The following is a 17,646-nucleotide window of genomic DNA, read 5'->3' on the forward strand; positions in this document are numbered from 1 at the left end:
CTATCATTACACCGCCGATTCCTGAACCACACGAATCACTCGCTGTGGAAACGGAATATCGATGCCGGCAGTCTTTAAACGATCACGGGATTGTTCGTTAAACATGAACATCACATCCCAATAGTCTGCAGTTTTAACCCAGACCCGCAGGGAAACAGTGATCGAACTATCGCCCAAGGTGGAAATGACAGCCTGCGGCGCCGGATCCTGCAGAACGCGATCATCCTTGGCTAGATCCAGAAGCACCTGACGGGCCTTTTGCAGATCGGCTTCGTAATCGACACCCACATCAAACACAACCTTGCGGGTTGGCTGACGGTTGGTGTTGGTAATGATGCCATTCGACAGATTGCCGTTCGGCACGATGATGGTCTTGTTGTCGCCGGTACGCAGCACGGTGTGGAAAATCTGGATGCTGTCGACAGTACCCGCCACGCCTTGCGCTTCGATCCAGTCACCGATACGGAACGGACGGAACAGCAGAATCAGCACGCCACCAGCGAAGTTCGCCAGGCTGCCCTGCAATGCCAGGCCGATGGCCAGGCCGGCCGCACCGATTGCCGCCACGAACGAAGTGGTCTCGACGCCGATCATCGATGCCACGCTGACGATCAACAGCACCTTGAGAATGATGTTGGCCAGGCTGCTGATGAAACCTTGCAAAGCCAGGTCGGCATTGCGCAGAGCCAGCAGGCCACCGAGTTTTTGCGTGACCTTGTTGATCAGCCACCAGCCGATCGCCAGGGTAATCACCGCCAACAGCACACGACTGCCGTATTCCATGATCATCGGAATCCACGCCTGGGACGCCTTGACCAGGTTGTCTACCTCAGCATTCAAATCCATCTTTTATCTCCTGATTGCCGGCTTCCCGGGCTGAAAAAATCAGCGGCAGAACGACCGGCCCTGTGGGGGCTCAATCGTTTCTGCCGCTGCTTGGGCCTCGGACGCTGAAAACGCCGAGAGGTTCCCGACTCGGATGGCTCAGTCGCGGAAGTTGTTGAATTGCAGTGGCATGCCGAATTCCTTGGCGCGCAGGGCAGCGATGGCTTCCTGCAGGTCATCACGCTTCTTGCCGGTCACACGCACCTGCTCGCCCTGAATGGCGGCCTGCACCTTGAGCTTGGCTTCCTTGATGTGGCCGACGATCTTCTTCGCCAGTTCCTTGTCGATGCCTTCCTTCAGCACGGCGTCCTGCTTCATCAGTTTGCCCGATGCGAAGGAGTCTTTGACTTCGAGGCACTGTACGTCGATCTTGCGCTTGACCAGGGCCAGCTTGAGGATCTCGATCATCGCTTCCAGCTGGAAATCGGCTTCAGCGGTCAGGTGGACGGTCAGGTCCTTTTCCTTGAATTCGAAGCTGCCCTTGCCTTTCAGGTCATAACGACGATCGAGTTCCTTCACGGCGTTCTCGACCGCGTTGGTGAGTTCGTGTTTGTCCAGTTCGGATACCACGTCGAACGACGGCATGTAATCTCTCCAATAAAAAGGCGCGCTCGTTCAGGACGCGGCGCGCTTGGCTTGCGGTTAAAATCGGGCTCATTATAACGGGTCTTTTCCCACCGACACGGCGAGCCTTGCATGCCTGTACCTTACCGAGTGAAAAACTGATGTCCACCCCCTGGCACATCCTCGGCGCCGGAAGTCTCGGCACACTCTGGGCCACGCGTCTGGCCCGGGCCGGATTGCCGGTCCGGTTGATCCTGCGCGATATCGATCGTTTGCATGACTATGCGACGGCGGGCGGCCTGACCCTCGTGGAACAAGGCGTGGCCAGCAGCTACGCCATCCCTGGCGAAACGCCGGACAGTCCCGAACCGATCCGTCGTCTGCTGGTGGCGTGCAAGGCCTACGACGCCGAAAGCGCCGTGGCCGGCGTCGCTCATCGCCTGGCGCCGGATGCAGAACTGATTCTTTTGCAGAATGGCCTCGGCAGTCAGGAAGCGGTCGCCGCGCAAGTCCCGCAGGCCCGTTGCATCAGCGCCTCCAGCACCGAAGGCGCGTTTCGCGATGGCGACTGGCGCGTGGTGTTCGCCGGCCACGGTTACACTTGGCTCGGCGATGCCGGTCATCCCGTGGCACCGTTCTGGCTGGATGATCTTGAAGCGGCAAAGATTCCTCATGAATGGAGCGCCGACATCCTCACCCGGCTGTGGCGAAAACTGGCGCTCAACTGTGCGATCAATCCGCTGACGGTGTTACACGACTGCCGCAACGGTGGATTGCAGGAACATCACTGCGAAGTCGCCACGCTGTGCGCCGAACTGACCGAATTGCTGGAGCGTTGCGGCCAGCCAGCAGCGGCGGACAACCTGCAACAGGAAGTCGAACGGGTGATTTCAGCCACCGCAGCCAATTTCTCGTCCATGTATCAGGACGTGGCCAGCAAACGCCGCACCGAGATCAGCTACCTGCTGGGCCATGCCTGCAAGGTTGCGCAGCGGCACCAGCTCAACCTGCCGCATCTGAAGCAATTGCAGCAGCGCCTGACCGCGCATCTGCACAGTCTCGGATTGCCCGTCGACTGAGCAGCGGCTACGCTGCCCACTTGTTCCTTTGCTGCGATAAACCTGATGCCATTGCGCCAGCGCCTCGAAAACCTGCCGGTCGGCCAGAAACTGCTGGCCGCCCTGCTGGTGCTGTTGACCACCGTGTTACTGGTCGCCAACCTGACCTTTATCAGCGCGGCCTATTACATTTCCCAGGAAAGCATGGCGCCCCAGGCGCTGCAGACCATTGGCCGACTGGTATCGAACCCGAGCCTGGTCGCCGAAGCCTTGCAGTCACCGCAAAGTGCCGAGCGCCTGCTCAAGGAACTCGACAGTTACTCGCCGCTGCGCGCTGCCGCCCTGTATGACGGCAAGGGCGATCGCATTGCGCAGGTGCAACGTGGCGACAAGCTCAACCTGCCGGAGCGCTACCGGCATATCGAAGCCTGGCAACTCACCGAGTTTCGCAGCAACCAACTGATCACCCTGCCCCGTCCCGACACTGCGCCAGGTCATCTGTTGCTGGTGGCCAGCAGCGAACTGCCGATGGCGTTCTACACCGGCACCCTGACGGCGAGCCTCGGAATCCTGATCTTCAGCGTGCTGTTGTGGCTGGTGATTGCCCGGCAAATCAAACGCCTGATCACCCGGCCGATCCATCAACTCGAAGAACTGTCCCGCCAGGTGACCCGCGAGGAGAACTACGCCCTGCGCGCCTCACGCGGCAACCACGACGAAATCGGCAGCCTGGCCGAGGCCTTCAACACCATGCTCTCGCGCATCGAGGCCCGGGAGCAGCAACTCAAGCGCGCCCGCGACGACTCGCAAGCCGCCTACGATCAGGCGCAGGGGCTGGCCGAAGAAACCCGCCACACCAACCGCAAACTGGAGCTGGAAGTCCAGGTGCGGAGCAAGATCGAGAAGAAGCTCACGGGCTTTCAGAACTACCTCAACAGCATCATCGACTCCATGCCCTCGGCGCTGATCGCCCTCGACGAGCAGCTCTATGTCACGCAATGGAACCAGGAGGCCAGCGCCCTCTCCGGCACCCGGCTGGACGAAGCGCTGAACCAGCCGATCTTTCTCGCGTTCGAACCGCTCAAGCCGTTCCTGCCGCAGCTCAAGCAGACCGTCGAACAGCACACCGTGGCGAAAATCGAGCGGGTGACCTGGTTCAAGGACGACGAGCCCAAGCATTACGCCCTGACCTTCTACCCGCTGATGGGCGGTGCCGGACGCGGCGTGGTGATCCGGATCGACGACATCACCCAGCGCCTGTCGCTGGAAGACATGATGGTGCAATCGGAAAAAATGCTCTCGGTCGGCGGCCTCGCTGCCGGCATGGCCCACGAAATCAACAACCCGCTGGGGGCGATCCTGCACAACGTGCAGAACATTCGCCGGCGCCTGTCGCCCGACCTGCCGAAGAACCTCGAACAGGCCGAACAACTGGGCATCGAACTGGATACCGTGAACCGCTACCTGCAAGGCCGGGAAGTCCCGCAATTGCTCGACGGCATTCAGCAGGCCGGTGCCCGGGCGGCAAAAATCGTTACCCACATGCTCAGTTTCAGTCGCCGCAGCACCCGGCAGATGGCCCCGTGCGACCTGCCGGCGCTGATCGATCAAGCCGTGGATATCGCCGGCAACGACTTCGACCTGGCGATTGGTTTCGACTTCAAGGGGCAGGCGATCATCCGTCAGTTCGATCCGGCGCTGGGTCCGGTTCCGGGCACCGCCAACGAGCTGGAACAGGTGCTGCTCAACCTGCTGAAAAACGCTGCGCAGGCGATCCACCTGCGCGAAGACGACAGCGAGCCGGGGCGGATCATCTTGCGCACCAAACTCAATCCGCCGTGGGCCGAGATACAGGTCGAGGACAACGGCATCGGCATGAGCGAGAACGTGCGCAAACGTACCTTCGAGCCGTTCTTCACCACCAAGGAAATCGGCCAGGGCACGGGGCTCGGGCTGTCGGTGTCGTATTTCATCATCACCAACAACCACAAAGGGCAGATGGAAGTGCAGTCGGCACCGGGACAAGGGACCTGCTTCACCCTGCGCCTGCCGCTGACGCAACCTGCACCCATTGCCGCAGAAACCAATCAACTACCGAGGTAAACCATGGGCTTTCGCTTGTCGAAGATCTACACCCGCACCGGCGACAAAGGCGAAACCGGCCTCGGCGATGGTCGCCGCGTACCCAAGGATCACCCGCGCATCGAAGCCATTGGCGAGGTCGACACGCTGAACAGTCAGGTCGGCGTGCTGCTGGCCGGGTTGCTCGCCGAACGCGAAACCTGTCCAGGGCTGAATGAATTGATCGACGTGCTGGCGCCCTGTCAGCACCGCTTGTTCGACCTCGGGGGCGAGCTGGCGATGCCGGAATATCAGGCGCTGAGCACGGCAGAAATCGAACGGCTGGAAGCAGCCATCGATGTCTGGAACGAGGAATTGGGGCCGCTGGAAAACTTCATTCTGCCCGGCGGCTCGATGCTGATTGCCCAGGCGCATGTCTGCCGCAGCCTGGCGCGCAGTGCCGAGCGGCGTTGCCAGCATTTGAATGCGATCGAACCGTTGGCCGGGGTGGGCCTGGCTTACATCAATCGCTTGTCGGATCTGTTGTTTGTGGCGGCAAGGCTGATTGCGCGGCGCCAGGGCATTGCCGAGATTCTGTGGCAACCCGCCGCAAAACCCGAAAACTGATCACTCCCACGCCAGGCGCGGGAGTGTTCAGATGCCCAGTCAGGCCTCAGGCCTCAGGCCAGAAGGCCCGAATCCCCGCCACACCCTGAGCCCCGGCATTCCACGCTTTCTCGCGCTCGGCCGGGCCAACACCGCCCAACAGGAATACCGGCTTGCTGAAGCCTTCGATCAGCGTCGAAGCCTGCTCCCAGCCCAGCGGCTGCGCATCCGGATGAGTCAGGGTCGGCTGCACTGGTGAAAGAGTGACGAAATCCACGCCCATCTGCTCGGCCAGCGCCAGTTCTTCAGCATTGTGGCAGGACGCCGCCAACCAACGCTCCGCCGGTAGCGGACGCCCCGCTGCCGCGTACTTGCGCAGCTGAGCCGAGGTAATGTGCCAACCGGCGGACGGGAAATCGCCCAGCCACTCGAACGGGCCCTTGATCATCAACTGCGCCTTGCCGGCACACAGGCCGACCGCGTCCACCGCCAGATCGCGGTACTTCGGGTCATAACCATTGGGCGCACGCAGCTGGATCAGCTTGATGCCCCCGGCAATAGCCTTCTGGATGCCGCGCAGCAAGGCCGGGGTTTCCAGATCTTCCGGGGTGATCAGGTATTCAGCAGGCAGACGCGCCGCCGCCACGATCGGCTGGTTGGCTGCCGGGAATTCATAATTCGTCAGTTCTTTGGCCGACACCCAGGCCAAGGGCTGGCCTTCGGCGCCGTGGGGCTCGCCGGTGAAGCTTGAGACTTCCCAGACATCCAGCAACACCTGCTTGTCCGGGTAATCGTGGCGAACCTTGATCAACGGGCGGGCAGCGCCGACGACAATGCCCAACTCTTCGTGCAGCTCACGGGCCAGCGCAGTTTCAACCGACTCATCGGCCTCGACCTTGCCACCGGGAAATTCCCACAGACCGCCCTGGTGCTGGGTATCGGCCCGGCGGGCGATGAGGATTTTGCCGCTGTCGTCACGGATGACGGCAGCAGCGACGTGTACACGTTTCACGACTGCAACTCCTCCAGTCCTGCCTTTTGCCAGGCCTTGAAGGCCGGCCACTGATAAACGGTTTCAACATAGGCTTCGTCTTCGGCCGGCAGCCGCACCTGATAGGTACGCAGGCGCACGGCAATCGGCGCGAAGAACGCATCCGCCAACGACACGCGACCAAACAGGAACGGCCCCGGCTCGGTAGCCACGGCACGGCATTCGGCCCACAGCGCGAGCATGCGCTCGACATCGACCTTCACTTCCGGCGGTACCGGGTTGAGCGGCGCGTCGTGGCTCAGGTTGAACGGCATGTGATTGCGCATGGCGAAGAAGCCGCTGTGCATCTGCGCGCAGGCAGAACGCGCCTGAGCGCGGGCCGCGATATCAGTCGGCCAGAGCTGCTCGGAAGGAAACTGTTCGGCCAGGTATTCGGCAATCGCCAGAGAGTCGGCGATGGTGCCCCGTGCGGTGGTCAGCAGCGGTACCTTGCCGGTGGGCGAATGCTTGAGCAGGCGCTCGCGGGTATCGGGCTTGCCGAGCTTGATCAGCTCTTCGGTGTAGGGCGCGCCGGTCAGTTCAAGCGCCAGTGCCGCGCGCAGGGACCAGGAGGAAAGCAGTTTGTCGCCGATGATCAGGTGAAGGCTCATGTTCGGGTCCTTTCATGGGACAGAAGAAAAGGAGGCCCGCAGACCTCCCTCTTCGGCAGGGATCAGGTGCGGTATTCGGCGTTGATCTTCACGTACTCGTGGGACAGGTCGGTGGTCCAGATGGTTTCGCTGCAATCGCCGCGACCCAGTTCGATACGGATGGTGATTTCTTCCTGCTGCATCACTGCCGAGCCCTGGGCTTCAGTGTAGGTAGCAGCACGGGCGCCACGACTGGCGATGCACACTTCACCGAGGAACACGTCAATCTTGCTCACGTCCAGATCCGGCACGCCGGCACGGCCGACAGCGGCGAGGATACGGCCCCAGTTCGGGTCGGAAGCGAACAGTGCAGTCTTGATCAGCGGCGAGTGGGCCACGGTGTAGCCGACGTCCAGGCATTCCTGGTGATTGCCGCCGCCGTTGACTTCAACGGTCACGAACTTGGTCGCGCCTTCGCCGTCACGCACGATGGCCTGAGCCACGTCCATGCACACTTCGAACACGGCCTGTTTCAGCTTGGCGAACAGCTCGCCTTCGGCACGGGTGATTTCCGGCAGCGCTGCCTTACCGGTGGCGATCAGCATGCAGCAGTCGTTGGTCGAGGTGTCGCCGTCGATGGTGATGCGGTTGAACGACTTGTTGGCGCCGTCCAGCATCAGGTTGTGCAACACGTCGCGGGAGACTTTGGCGTCGGTGGCGATGTAGCCGAGCATGGTCGCCATGTTCGGACGGATCATGCCCGCGCCCTTGCTGATGCCGGTGACAGTGATGGTCACGCCGTCATGCTGGAACTGGCGGCTGGCGCCTTTTGGCAGCGTGTCGGTGGTCATGATGCCGGTGGCGGCCGCTTCCCAGTTGTTTTCCGACAGATCGTCCAGCGCAGCCTGCAAGGCGCCTTCGATCTTCTCGACCGGCAGCGGCTCGCCGATCACGCCAGTGGAGTACGGCAGGATCTGGCTGGCATCCACGCCGGTCAGTTCAGCCAGTTTCGCGGTCGTGCGCTCAGCGGCGGCCAGGCCCGGCTCGCCGGTGCCAGCGTTGGCATTGCCGGTGTTGGTCAACAGGTAGCGCACAGCGTTCTGCACGCGTTTCTTGGCCAGGATCACCGGCGCGGCGCAGAAAGCGTTCAACGTGAACACGCCCGCCACGGTGGAACCTTCGGCACAGCGCATCACGACGACATCCTTGCGCCCAGGGCGCTTGATGCCGGCCGAAGCGATACCGAGTTCAAAACCGGCAACCGGGTGCAACGTTGGCAAAGGACCAAGACCAACAGCCATGAATGCGCTCCTTACTCAATGATGTCAGCACCGCCAAGCGTAGTGACGGTGGTGTAAATGGCAAAACGCCGCGACGGCTGGTGCCGGTCGCGGCGCGGGTATATCAGCGATTGAAACGGGTTTTACTGGATCTGCCCGTGGCAATGCTTGAATTTCTTGCCCGAACCGCAGTAGCACAATTCGTTGCGGCCCAGCTTCTGCTCGTTGCGAACCGGCGCGGTGGCCAGGGCCACATCGACCTCTTCACCGACCAGTGCTTCCGGCTGCTCCAGACCTGGCGCCTCGGCGTGTTCGAACTGCATGCGCGCGGCCAGCGCTTCGGCTTCCTGACGCAGACGCGCCTCTTCCTCGGCCGGATCTTCGCGGCGAACCTGAACGTGCGACAGCACACGGATCGAGTCGCGCTTGATCGAATCCAGCAGCTCGGAGAACAGCGTGAAGGACTCGCGCTTGTATTCCTGCTTCGGGTTCTTCTGGGCGTAGCCACGCAGGTGGATGCCGTGACGCAGGTGATCCATGGTCGACAGGTGGTCTTTCCACAGGTCGTCCAGAACGCGCAGCACGATCTGCTTCTCGAAGGAGCGCAGTGCATCGGCACCGGCCTGGTCTTCTTTCTCGTTGTACGCGGCGATCAGCTCGTTCATCAGCTTCTCGCGCAGGGTTTCTTCGTACAGGTGATCGTCTTCGTCGAGCCATTGCTGGATCGGCAGTTTCACACCGAAGTCGCTGGCGATCGACGCTTCCAGACCGGCCACATCCCACTGCTCTGGCAGCGATTGCGGCGGAATGTGAGCACTGACGGTGGCGTTCAGTACGTCCTGACGGAAGTCGGCAATGGTCTCGCCGATGTTGTCCGCGGCCAGCAACGTGTTACGCATGTGATAGATCACTTTACGCTGTTCGTTGTTGACGTCGTCGAACTCGAGCAATTGCTTGCGAATGTCGAAGTTGCGGCCTTCAACCTTGCGCTGTGCCTTCTCGATGGCGTTGGTCACCATGCGGTGCTCGATCGCTTCACCGGACTGCATGCCCAGGGCTTTCATGAAGTTCTTCACCCGGTCAGAGGCGAAGATGCGCATCAGGCTGTCTTCCAGCGACAGGTAGAAGCGGCTCGAACCGGCGTCACCCTGACGGCCGGCACGGCCACGCAGCTGGTTGTCGATACGACGGGATTCGTGACGCTCGGACGCGATCACCTGCAAGCCGCCGGACTCCAGCACTTGCTGGTGACGCTTCTGCCAGTCGGCCTTGATCTGGGCGATCTGCTCAGGGGTCGGGTTTTCCAGCGACGCGACTTCAACTTCCCAGTTGCCGCCCAACAGGATGTCGGTACCACGACCGGCCATGTTGGTAGCGATGGTCAGGGCGCCCGGACGACCGGCCTGCGCGATGATCTCGGCTTCTTTTTCGTGGAACTTGGCGTTCAGAACCTTGTGTTCGATGCCTTCCTTCACGAGCAATGCGGACATGTGCTCGGAAGTTTCGATGGTGGCAGTACCCACCAGCACCGGACGACCGGCAGCCATGCTTTCCTTGATGTCATTGACGATCGCCGCGTATTTCTCTTCGGCGGTCAGGAACACCAGGTCGTTGTAGTCCTTACGGGCCAACGGCTTGTTGGTCGGGATCACGATGACCGGCAGACCATAGATCTGGTGGAATTCGAACGCTTCGGTATCGGCCGTACCGGTCATGCCGGACAGCTTGTCGTACAGACGGAAGTAGTTCTGGAACGTGGTCGATGCCAGGGTCTGGCTCTCGGCCTGGATGTTCAGGTTTTCCTTGGCTTCGATGGCCTGGTGCAGGCCTTCGGACAGACGACGGCCCGGCATGGTACGGCCGGTGTGTTCGTCGACCAGTACGACCTGACCGTCCTGCACGATGTATTCAACGTTGCGGTTGAACAGCTTGTGCGCACGCAGACCGGCGTAAACGTGAGTCAGCAGGCTCAGGTTATGCGCCGAGTACAGGCTCTCGCCTTCGGCCAGCAGACCGATGCTGGTCAGCTGGTCTTCGATGAACTGGTGACCGGCTTCGTTGAGTTCGACCTGACGGGTCTTCTCGTCAACGGTGAAATGGCCTTCCTGGGTGACGACGCCTTCGACTTCTTCGACGTGCAGCTTGAGTTTCGGGATCAGTTTGTTGATCTCGATGTACAGCTTGGAGCTGTCCTCGGCCTGACCGGAAATGATCAGCGGGGTACGCGCTTCGTCGATGAGGATGGAGTCGACTTCGTCGATCACGGCAAAGTTGAGTTCGCGCTGGAATTTCTCTTCCATGCTGAACGCCATGTTGTCGCGCAGGTAGTCGAACCCGAATTCGTTGTTGGTGCCGTAGGTAATGTCGGCGGCGTAGGCCAGACGTTTCTCTTCCGGCGGCTGGAACGGCGTCACGATGCCGACGGTCAGGCCGAGGAATTCATACAGCGGACGCATCCAGTTGGCGTCACGGCGGGCCAGGTAGTCGTTCACGGTCACAACGTGCACGCCCTTGCCGGACAGCGCGTTGAGGTAAACGCCCAGGGTACCCACCAGGGTCTTGCCTTCACCGGTACGCATTTCGGCAATCCGGCCTTCATGCAGGGTCATGCCGCCGATCAGCTGGACGTCGAAGTGACGCATGCCCATGACGCGCTTGCCGGCTTCGCGGGCGACCGCAAAAGCTTCCGGCAACAGCTTGTCGAGGGTTTCCCCTTTGGCGATGCGGTCCTTGAACTCTGCGGTCTTGGCGCGCAGTTGATCGTCCGAGAGGGCGACCATCTTCTCTTCGAAGGCATTGACGAGCTGCACCGTCTTGAGCATGCGTTTGACTTCACGCTCGTTCTTGCTTCCAAAAAGTTTCTTTAACAAAGGCGCAAACATATCGGCAGGATCTTCCACACTAAAGGGATGGAGGGCGGCCCCGTGAGTCGCCCGTGCAGCCCTCATGGCCGCATGCGAACGAGCATTCTACCCGGAAACGGTGGTGAGGAAAGTGGCGATATTCCACGATGCTGGCACTGCGCTTTGACGGGGCTCACTTAAAATAGGGGCGTTTTGCTCAACTTCAAGCCGTTGGAGGCAGAAGTTAGTCGTTGATTTAATGGGCAAAGCAGGGACAAAAGCAATGGGCGAGTGAAATGGGTGCTATCTGCTACCATGGCGCCTCTGTTACTTCAGGTGTTAGATCATGGCATTTCGCCCTCTTACAGCCAGAGCGCCCGCCGTTCTGCTTCGCGAAGCCAAGCCGCTGAAAGCCATCCTCGGCCATGCCCAACGTCTGGGCCGTCTGCAACGCCTGCTCGAAAGCCAACTGCAACCCGCCGCCCGCGAGCATTGTCATGTCGCGTCGTGGCGTGAAGGCAATCTGTTGCTGATTGTCACCGATGGCCATTGGGCCACACGCCTGCGCTACCAGCAAAAACGCCTGCAACGGCAACTGCAGATGTTCGATGAGTTCGCCAACCTGACGCGGATTCAGTTCAAGGTCCAGCCGGCAACGGTGCAGCGCGGTGCAGCCGGGCACACGATGGACTTGTCGACGGATGCGGCGGCGACCATTCAGTCGACCGCCGACGGGATCAGTGATCCGAACCTGCGTGCGGCGCTGGAGCGTCTGGCGGCGCACGCTAAAGCCAAATCCTGACCAAAAACCTGTGGGAGCACGCTCCCACGGGTGTTATCGACGTTTACTGCCACCGAGCAGAGAACCCATCAGGCCGCGCACCAACTGTTTACCCAGCGAATTCGCTGCCTGGCGCATCGCCGACTTGAGCGCCTGCCCCGCTGCCGTCCCGAGGAACTCCCCGGCCTTGTCCGCCAGGCTTGGCTCCGCGACTGCCGGTTTGCCGGGTGCCGCTTCACCTTCCGGCGCCAGCCCCTTGCGCCCCATCAGGATTTCATAGGCCGACTCTCGATCGATTGGCTTGTCATAGCGACCCTTGAACGGCGAACCGGCAATCAGCACGGTGCGTTCGGTCTCGGTCAACGGCCCGATCCGCGATTGCGGCGGCGCCACCAGCACCCGCTGGACCATTTCCGGCGTGCCTTTTTCCTGCAAGGTGCCGACCAGCGCCTCGCCAATCCCGAGTTCAGTCAACACCGACAACGTATCGAACGCCGGATTCGGCCGGAAGCCATCCGCCACCGCCCGCAGGGATTTCTGCTCCTTGGCGGTGAATGCCCGCAGACCGTGCTGGACCCGCAGGCCCAGTTGCGCCAGCACATCGTCCGGCAAATCGCCCGGCGACTGGGTGACGAAATACACACCGACGCCCTTGGAACGGATCAGTCGCACCACCTGCTCCAGACGTTCCTGCAAGGCCTTGGGCGTATCGCCGAACAACAAGTGCGCTTCGTCAAAGAACAGCGCCAGCAACGGTTTGTCGGCATCGCCTCGTTCCGGCAATTGCTCGAACAGCTCGGCGAGCAACCAGAGCAGGAACGTCGCGTAGACCTTCGGCGCTTCATGCACCAGACGACTGGCATCCAGCAAATGAATCCGCCCGCGACCGTCGGCAGCCGGTTGCAGAATGTCTTCCAGTTGCAGCGCCGGCTCGCCGAACAACGCTTCGGCGCCCTGCTGCTCAAGGATCGCCAGACGCCGCAACAGTGCCTGACTGGAACCGGTGGTAAACAGCGCCGAATCCTCTCCTAGCAGCTGCGGGTTGTCCTTGAGGTGATTGAGCAGCGCTTTCAAGTCTTTCAGGTCCAGCAACAACAGGCCTTCACGATCCGCGACCTTGAACGCCGCGTAGAGCGCCGACTGTTGGCTGTCGGTCAGTTCCAGCAAGGCACCGATCAACAATGGCCCCATTTCGCTCAGCGTGGTGCGCAGCGGATGACCGGACTCACCGTGAATGTCCCACAAGGTCACGGGATAAGCCTGAGGCTTGTAGTTGAGCCACGGCATGCCGGCGATGCGCTCGGCGACCTTGCCCTGGGGATTGCCGGCGGCGCCGAGGCCGCACAGGTCACCCTTGATGTCGGCGGCGAACACCGCGACCCCGGCGTCACTGAACGCTTCAGCCAGCCGTTGCAGGGTGACGGTCTTGCCAGTGCCGGTCGCGCCGGCCACCAGTCCATGACGGTTGGCCAGGCGCATCGCCTGGGCGATCGGTTGCCCGGCGAGATCGGCGCCGATAACGAGTTGCGAGGAGTCAGGCATTTGGTCACCCAATAGTTAATCTTTGTCGAGCATGGCCGATAGAGAGAAGTGAGAGACTGGATCAAAAGTCCGGTCCGTGATTTCCCTAAGGAGAGACGGAAATATCACTCAGCTTTCACACCTGCCCATTTTGCGCGCCTTTATAAAAGCACGCCCTGGACATTAAGACCTTAGCGGAACCCCAAGCCATGAACAAAAATCTACGCTTCAGCCATAAAATTTTGCTTGCCGCCGCCCTCATCGTCATTGCCGCCTTCGCCTCGTTCACGCTGTACAACGACTGGCTGCAGCGCAATGCAATCCGCGATGACCTGAACAATTACCTCAACGAGATGGGCGAGGTCACTGCCGACAACATCCAGACCTGGCTCAGCGGGCGCATCCTGCTGATCGAGAACGCGGCACAGAACATCGCCATCAATCCCGAGCCTGCCGCCGTTGCCAGCCTGCTGGAACAGAAAGCCCTGACCTCGACGTTCATGGCTTCCTACCTCGGCGATGCCACCGGTCACTTCACCATCCGTCCGGATGCGAAGATGCCGGACGGTTTCGATCCACGGGTTCGCCCCTGGTATAAAGGTGCCGAAAGCAGCAGCACTTCGACCCTGACCGAACCGTACATCGACGCGGCGACCGGCCAGACCATCATTTCCATCGCCACTGCCGCGAAAAAGGCCGGTCAGAGCGTCGGCGTGGTGGGCGGCGACCTGAGCCTGCAAACCCTGATCAACACCCTCAGCGCCCGGGACTTCTCTGGCATGGGCTACGCGTTCCTGGTCAGCGCCGACGGCAAGATCCTGGTGCACCCGGACAAGGCCCTGGTGATGAAATCGCTCAAGGAAGCCTACCCGCAGGACACGCCGCGCATCAGCAGCGACTTCAGTGAAATCACCGTCGACGGCAAGACCCGTATCGTCACCTTCACCCCGATCAAGGGCCTGCCGTCGGTGAACTGGTACATCGGCCTGTCGGTGGATAAGGACAAAGCCTTTTCGATGCTCAGCCAGTTCCGCACCTCGGCCGTGATTGCGACCGTGATTGCGGTGGCGATCATCATCGCCCTGCTCGGCATGCTGATCCGCATCCTGATCCAGCCGCTGCACGTCATGACCCGCGCCATGGAAGACATCGCCGACGGCGAAGGCGACCTGACCAAGCGCCTGACCATCCAGAACCAGGACGAATTCGGCGTACTCGGCACTGCCTTCAACCGCTTCGTCGAGCGGGTTCACGGTTCGATTCGCGAAGTGTCGTCGGCCACCGGGCAAGTCAACGAAGTCGCCCTGCGGGTCGTCGCCGCTTCGAACTCGTCGATGTACAACTCCGACCAGCAAGCCTCGCGCACCAACAGCGTGGCCGCCGCGATCAACCAGCTCGGTGCCGCCGCTCAGGAAATCGCCCGCAACGCCGCGCAAGCCTCGACCCAGGCCAGCGACGCCCGTGGCCTGGCCGAAGACGGCCAGCAAGTGGTGGATCGCAGCATCAAGGCAATGAATCAACTGTCGAGCATGCTCAGCGCGTCGAGCAGCAACATCGAATCGCTGAACAGCAAAACCGTGAACATCGGCCAGATTCTCGAAGTGATCACCAGCATTTCCCAGCAGACCAACCTGCTCGCGCTCAACGCCGCCATCGAAGCAGCGCGGGCCGGTGAAGCCGGGCGCGGGTTTGCGGTGGTGGCGGACGAAGTGCGCAACCTTGCCCACCGCACTCAGGAATCGGCGCAACAGGTGCAGGCCATGATCGAGGAGCTGCAAGTCGGCGCCCGCGAATCCGTCAGCACCATGAGCGACAGCCAGCGCCACAGCCAGGAGAGCGTGGACATCGCCAACCTCGCCGGCGAGCGCCTGAACAGCGTGACCCAGCGGATCGGCGAGATCGACGGCATGAACCAGTCGGTGGCCACCGCCACCGAGGAACAGACCGCCGTGGTCGAGTCGATCAACGTCGACATCACCGAGATCAATACGCTGAACCAGGAAGGCGTGGAGAACCTGCAGGCGACATTGCGCGCCTGCTCGGATCTGGAGCAACAGGCTTCGCGCCTGAAACAACTGGTCGGCAGCTTCCGCATTTAAGCTGCTCCCCCCGGATGTCTTCGCGGTTCAGTCCGCGAAGACATCTTCACCTCCCGCAAAACCTCCCCCACCCCGCCGCACATCCCGACCGAACATCTATTCTGGAGAAAGGTCAACACGGGACATCAACACACGGAGGGGCACTCACTGTGCATATCGCTGAAACCACGCTGGCGCGCCAACACGGACTTCACGCATGAGTCGCGGCATTCTGTTGCTGATCGGTCTGCTGGCGGCGGTGCTGATCCCTTCTTTACTGGGCGGCGGTGAAACCTGGACCCGGCTGCAAGCCTTTCCTCTGCACTGGCTGTCGATCCTGCTGGCCATGATTCTGCTCTGTTGGGGCATCAATACCTTGCGCCTGAGATTGCTGCTCGGCGATCAGCGTGAACGGGTCACACCGCTGAAAAGCCTCGGCGTGGTCATGGCCGCCGAATTCGCCTGGTGCGCCACACCCGGCGGCACTGGCGGGCCGCTGACGATCATGGCGCTGCTGGCCCGCAGCGGCGTGCGCCCGGCCCGGGGCAGCGCGGTGTTTGCGATGGATCAGTTGAGCGACTTGCTGTTCTTCCTGTGTGCGCTGGGCGGGATTCTGATTTATGCGCTGTTCCAGCATCTGAGCGACCGGATGGAATGGCTGCTGACTGTCAGCGCCATATCGCTGTTCGGCGGGCTGTTCAGTTGTGTGCTGGTGGCGCGTTATCACCGCACGCTGATTCGCTTGAGTGGCCGGCTGCTGGCGCGCATGAACGTGCAACCCGCTACGAGGTGGCGCTGGGCGCGCAAGCTGCTGCATTTTCTCGCGGCGTTCACCGATGCCCTGAAACTGCCGCGACAGACACTGTTCAAGGTGTTTGCCTTGACCTGCGTGCATTGGTCGCTGCGTTACAGCGTGCTGTATCTGGCGCTGCGCGGGCTGGGGGCGGACGTGCAGTGGGCCTGGACGTTCCTGATTCAGATGCTTTCGCTGGGAGCGGGACAATTCAGCCTGTTGCCGGGAGGTGCCGGGGCGGCGGAGCTGACCTCGGCGGCACTGCTGGCGCCCATGGTCGGGGCTTCGACCGCTGCGGCGGCGATTCTGATCTGGCGGGCGATGACGTTTTACTTCTACCTGCTGGTCGGCGGGCCGATTTTTATGCTGATGCTCGGGCGTCCGCTGCTCAGGAAGCTGATGAAGGTGCGGCAGGCTTAGCGTCGTCCGGTTTCTCTTCATTGAGCTGTTCCCACAACGCGGCGGCGTCGGGGAAGTCCGTGCCATCCTCCGGGCCCAGGTCATCCGGGTCATAGCGGCTCAGGCAGCCTTCACCCAAGGTGGCGGGCGCTTTGGAGGTAGCTTTGTCCAGTGGATCGCTCATGGGCATGTCCTCAAGGGCTGAAACAGGGCGAAAAAAAGGGCCTGAAGCGATTGAACGCCCAGGCCCTTTGTTTTTCAACCGTAAAGGGTTCGATCAGAACACGACGGTCTTGTTGCCGTGCACCAGCACGCGGTCTTCAAGGTGATAACGCAGGCCACGGGCCAACACCATCTTCTCGACGTCACGGCCGAAACGCACCATGTCTTCGATGCTGTCGCTGTGGCTGACACGCACCACGTCCTGCTCGATGATCGGGCCGGCGTCCAGCTCTTCGGTCACGTAGTGGCAGGTCGCACCGATCAGCTTCACGCCGCGCAGCGACGCCTGGTGATACGGCTTGGCGCCGACGAACGACGGCAGGAAGCTGTGGTGAATGTTGATGACCTTGTGCGCATATTCGCGGCACATGTCCGGCGGCAGGATCTGCATGTAGCGCGCCAGCACCACCACTTCGGCATCGTGCTGCTTGACCAGGCGCGACACTTCGTCGAAGGCCGGTTGCTTGTCCTGCGGATTGACCGGGACGTGGTAATAAGGAATGCCGTGCCACTCGACCATGCTGCGCAGGTCATCGTGGTTGGAAATCACGCAGGAGATCTCGCAATCGAGTTCATCGCTGTGCCAGCGGTGCAGCAGGTCGGCCAGGCAGTGGGACTCACGGCTGGCCATCAGCACCACGCGTTTTTTCTGCTCGGTGTCGGTGATGCGCCAGTCCATCGAGAACTCTTCGGCGATCGGTGCAAACTTCTCGCGCAACACCTCGATACCGAAAGGCAGGGAATCGGCACGGATTTCGTGACGCATGAAGAACCAGCCGACCTGATTGTCCGAGTGGTGGCTCGCTTCGGTGATCCAGCCATTGTGGGCCGCCAGAAAGTTACTGACTTTGGCAACGATGCCAACGCGGTCCGGGCAAGAAATCACCAGCCGAAAAGTGCGCATGAGGGGGAAACTCCAGAACTTCGCAAAGGCG

Annotated in this window: 15 protein-coding genes and 1 pseudogene; 7 read left to right on the top strand and 9 right to left on the bottom strand. The window is 61.3% G+C overall.

What is annotated here, in order from left to right; all coding sequences use genetic code 11:
* Nucleotides 1-6: 6 nt before the first annotated feature.
* Together IF199_RS23545 and IF199_RS23550 are read right to left on the bottom strand one after the other, a co-directional pair.
* The gene (locus IF199_RS23545; RefSeq protein ID WP_007951217.1) at nucleotides 7-846 is read right to left on the bottom strand and encodes a mechanosensitive ion channel family protein; all 840 of its coding nucleotides are present in this window, start codon (nucleotides 844-846) and stop codon (nucleotides 7-9) included.
* A 138-nt stretch (nucleotides 847-984) separates the two neighbouring features.
* Nucleotides 985-1,470: a YajQ family cyclic di-GMP-binding protein gene (locus IF199_RS23550; RefSeq protein WP_007951218.1), complete on the bottom strand. Its 486-nt coding sequence runs from the start codon at nucleotides 1,468-1,470 to the stop codon at nucleotides 985-987.
* A gap of 140 nt (nucleotides 1,471-1,610) precedes the next feature.
* Between IF199_RS23550 and IF199_RS23555 the strand changes: the two genes are divergently transcribed.
* From IF199_RS23555 to IF199_RS23565, 3 genes are read left to right on the top strand one after another with little or no spacing between them, the layout of a single operon-like run.
* Nucleotides 1,611-2,528, top strand: a complete 918-nt coding sequence (locus IF199_RS23555) for a putative 2-dehydropantoate 2-reductase (protein ID WP_192558838.1) — start codon at nucleotides 1,611-1,613, stop codon at nucleotides 2,526-2,528.
* Between the two features lie 45 nt (nucleotides 2,529-2,573).
* Nucleotides 2,574-4,610: a sensor histidine kinase gene (locus IF199_RS23560; protein WP_096818311.1), complete on the top strand. Its 2,037-nt coding sequence runs from the start codon at nucleotides 2,574-2,576 to the stop codon at nucleotides 4,608-4,610.
* A 3-nt stretch (nucleotides 4,611-4,613) separates the two neighbouring features.
* Nucleotides 4,614-5,195, top strand: coding sequence for a cob(I)yrinic acid a,c-diamide adenosyltransferase (locus IF199_RS23565; RefSeq protein WP_192558839.1), 582 nt, complete (start codon nucleotides 4,614-4,616; stop codon nucleotides 5,193-5,195).
* Between the two features lie 46 nt (nucleotides 5,196-5,241).
* Here the strand turns inward: IF199_RS23565 and IF199_RS23570 are convergent, their stop codons facing one another.
* The 4 genes from IF199_RS23570 to secA all read right to left on the bottom strand — a co-directional run bounded on the left by IF199_RS23570 (nucleotide 5,242) and on the right by secA (nucleotide 10,956).
* On the bottom strand, nucleotides 5,242-6,186 hold the full coding sequence (locus IF199_RS23570; protein ID WP_192558840.1) for a Nudix family hydrolase: 945 nt from the start codon (nucleotides 6,184-6,186) through the stop codon (nucleotides 5,242-5,244).
* Nucleotides 6,183-6,815 carry a glutathione S-transferase family protein gene (locus IF199_RS23575; protein ID WP_192558841.1) on the bottom strand — a complete coding sequence of 211 codons (633 nt, stop codon included), beginning with the start codon at nucleotides 6,813-6,815 and terminating at the stop codon, nucleotides 6,183-6,185. Before IF199_RS23575 ends, IF199_RS23570 begins: the two co-directional genes overlap by 4 nt.
* A gap of 62 nt (nucleotides 6,816-6,877) precedes the next feature.
* Nucleotides 6,878-8,095, bottom strand: coding sequence for a bifunctional glutamate N-acetyltransferase/amino-acid acetyltransferase ArgJ (gene argJ / locus IF199_RS23580; RefSeq protein WP_096818319.1), 1,218 nt, complete (start codon nucleotides 8,093-8,095; stop codon nucleotides 6,878-6,880).
* Nucleotides 8,096-8,217: 122 nt separating this feature from the next.
* On the bottom strand, nucleotides 8,218-10,956 hold the full coding sequence (secA, locus tag IF199_RS23585; protein WP_096818321.1) for a preprotein translocase subunit SecA: 2,739 nt from the start codon (nucleotides 10,954-10,956) through the stop codon (nucleotides 8,218-8,220).
* Nucleotides 10,957-11,263: 307 nt separating this feature from the next.
* Here secA and IF199_RS23590 point away from each other — a divergent pair, with 307 nt between their 5' ends.
* On the top strand, nucleotides 11,264-11,719 hold the full coding sequence (locus IF199_RS23590; protein ID WP_192558842.1) for a DUF721 domain-containing protein: 456 nt from the start codon (nucleotides 11,264-11,266) through the stop codon (nucleotides 11,717-11,719).
* Between the two features lie 33 nt (nucleotides 11,720-11,752).
* Here the strand turns inward: IF199_RS23590 and IF199_RS23595 are convergent, their stop codons facing one another.
* Nucleotides 11,753-13,240, bottom strand: a complete 1,488-nt coding sequence (locus tag IF199_RS23595; protein WP_192558843.1) for a helicase HerA-like domain-containing protein — start codon at nucleotides 13,238-13,240, stop codon at nucleotides 11,753-11,755.
* 188 nt (nucleotides 13,241-13,428) lie between these two features.
* Here IF199_RS23595 and IF199_RS30680 point away from each other — a divergent pair.
* The 3 genes and pseudogenes from IF199_RS30680 to gpgF all read left to right on the top strand — a co-directional run.
* Nucleotides 13,429-14,460: pseudogene (locus tag IF199_RS30680) on the top strand (HAMP domain-containing protein); the annotation flags it as partial.
* A 93-nt stretch (nucleotides 14,461-14,553) separates the two neighbouring features.
* The gene (locus IF199_RS30685; RefSeq protein WP_425220393.1) at nucleotides 14,554-15,318 is read left to right on the top strand and encodes a methyl-accepting chemotaxis protein; all 765 of its coding nucleotides are present in this window, start codon (nucleotides 14,554-14,556) and stop codon (nucleotides 15,316-15,318) included.
* Nucleotides 15,319-15,514: 196 nt separating this feature from the next.
* Nucleotides 15,515-16,510 (top strand): glucosaminyl phosphatidylglycerol flippase, encoded by a 996-nt coding sequence (gene gpgF / locus IF199_RS23605; protein ID WP_192558845.1) that lies wholly within the window; start codon nucleotides 15,515-15,517, stop codon nucleotides 16,508-16,510.
* On the opposite strand, the gene IF199_RS23610 is transcribed toward gpgF, so the two are convergent.
* The gene (locus IF199_RS23610; protein WP_192558846.1) at nucleotides 16,479-16,673 is read right to left on the bottom strand and encodes a hypothetical protein; all 195 of its coding nucleotides are present in this window, start codon (nucleotides 16,671-16,673) and stop codon (nucleotides 16,479-16,481) included. The two genes, gpgF and IF199_RS23610, sit on opposite strands and share 32 nt — an antisense overlap.
* A gap of 93 nt (nucleotides 16,674-16,766) precedes the next feature.
* On the bottom strand, nucleotides 16,767-17,615 hold the full coding sequence (gene purU / locus IF199_RS23615; RefSeq protein WP_007912774.1) for a formyltetrahydrofolate deformylase: 849 nt from the start codon (nucleotides 17,613-17,615) through the stop codon (nucleotides 16,767-16,769).
* Nucleotides 17,616-17,646: the final 31 nt, after the last annotated feature.

Source organism: Pseudomonas allokribbensis, from assembly GCF_014863605.1.
GTDB lineage: Bacteria > Pseudomonadota > Gammaproteobacteria > Pseudomonadales > Pseudomonadaceae > Aquipseudomonas > Aquipseudomonas allokribbensis.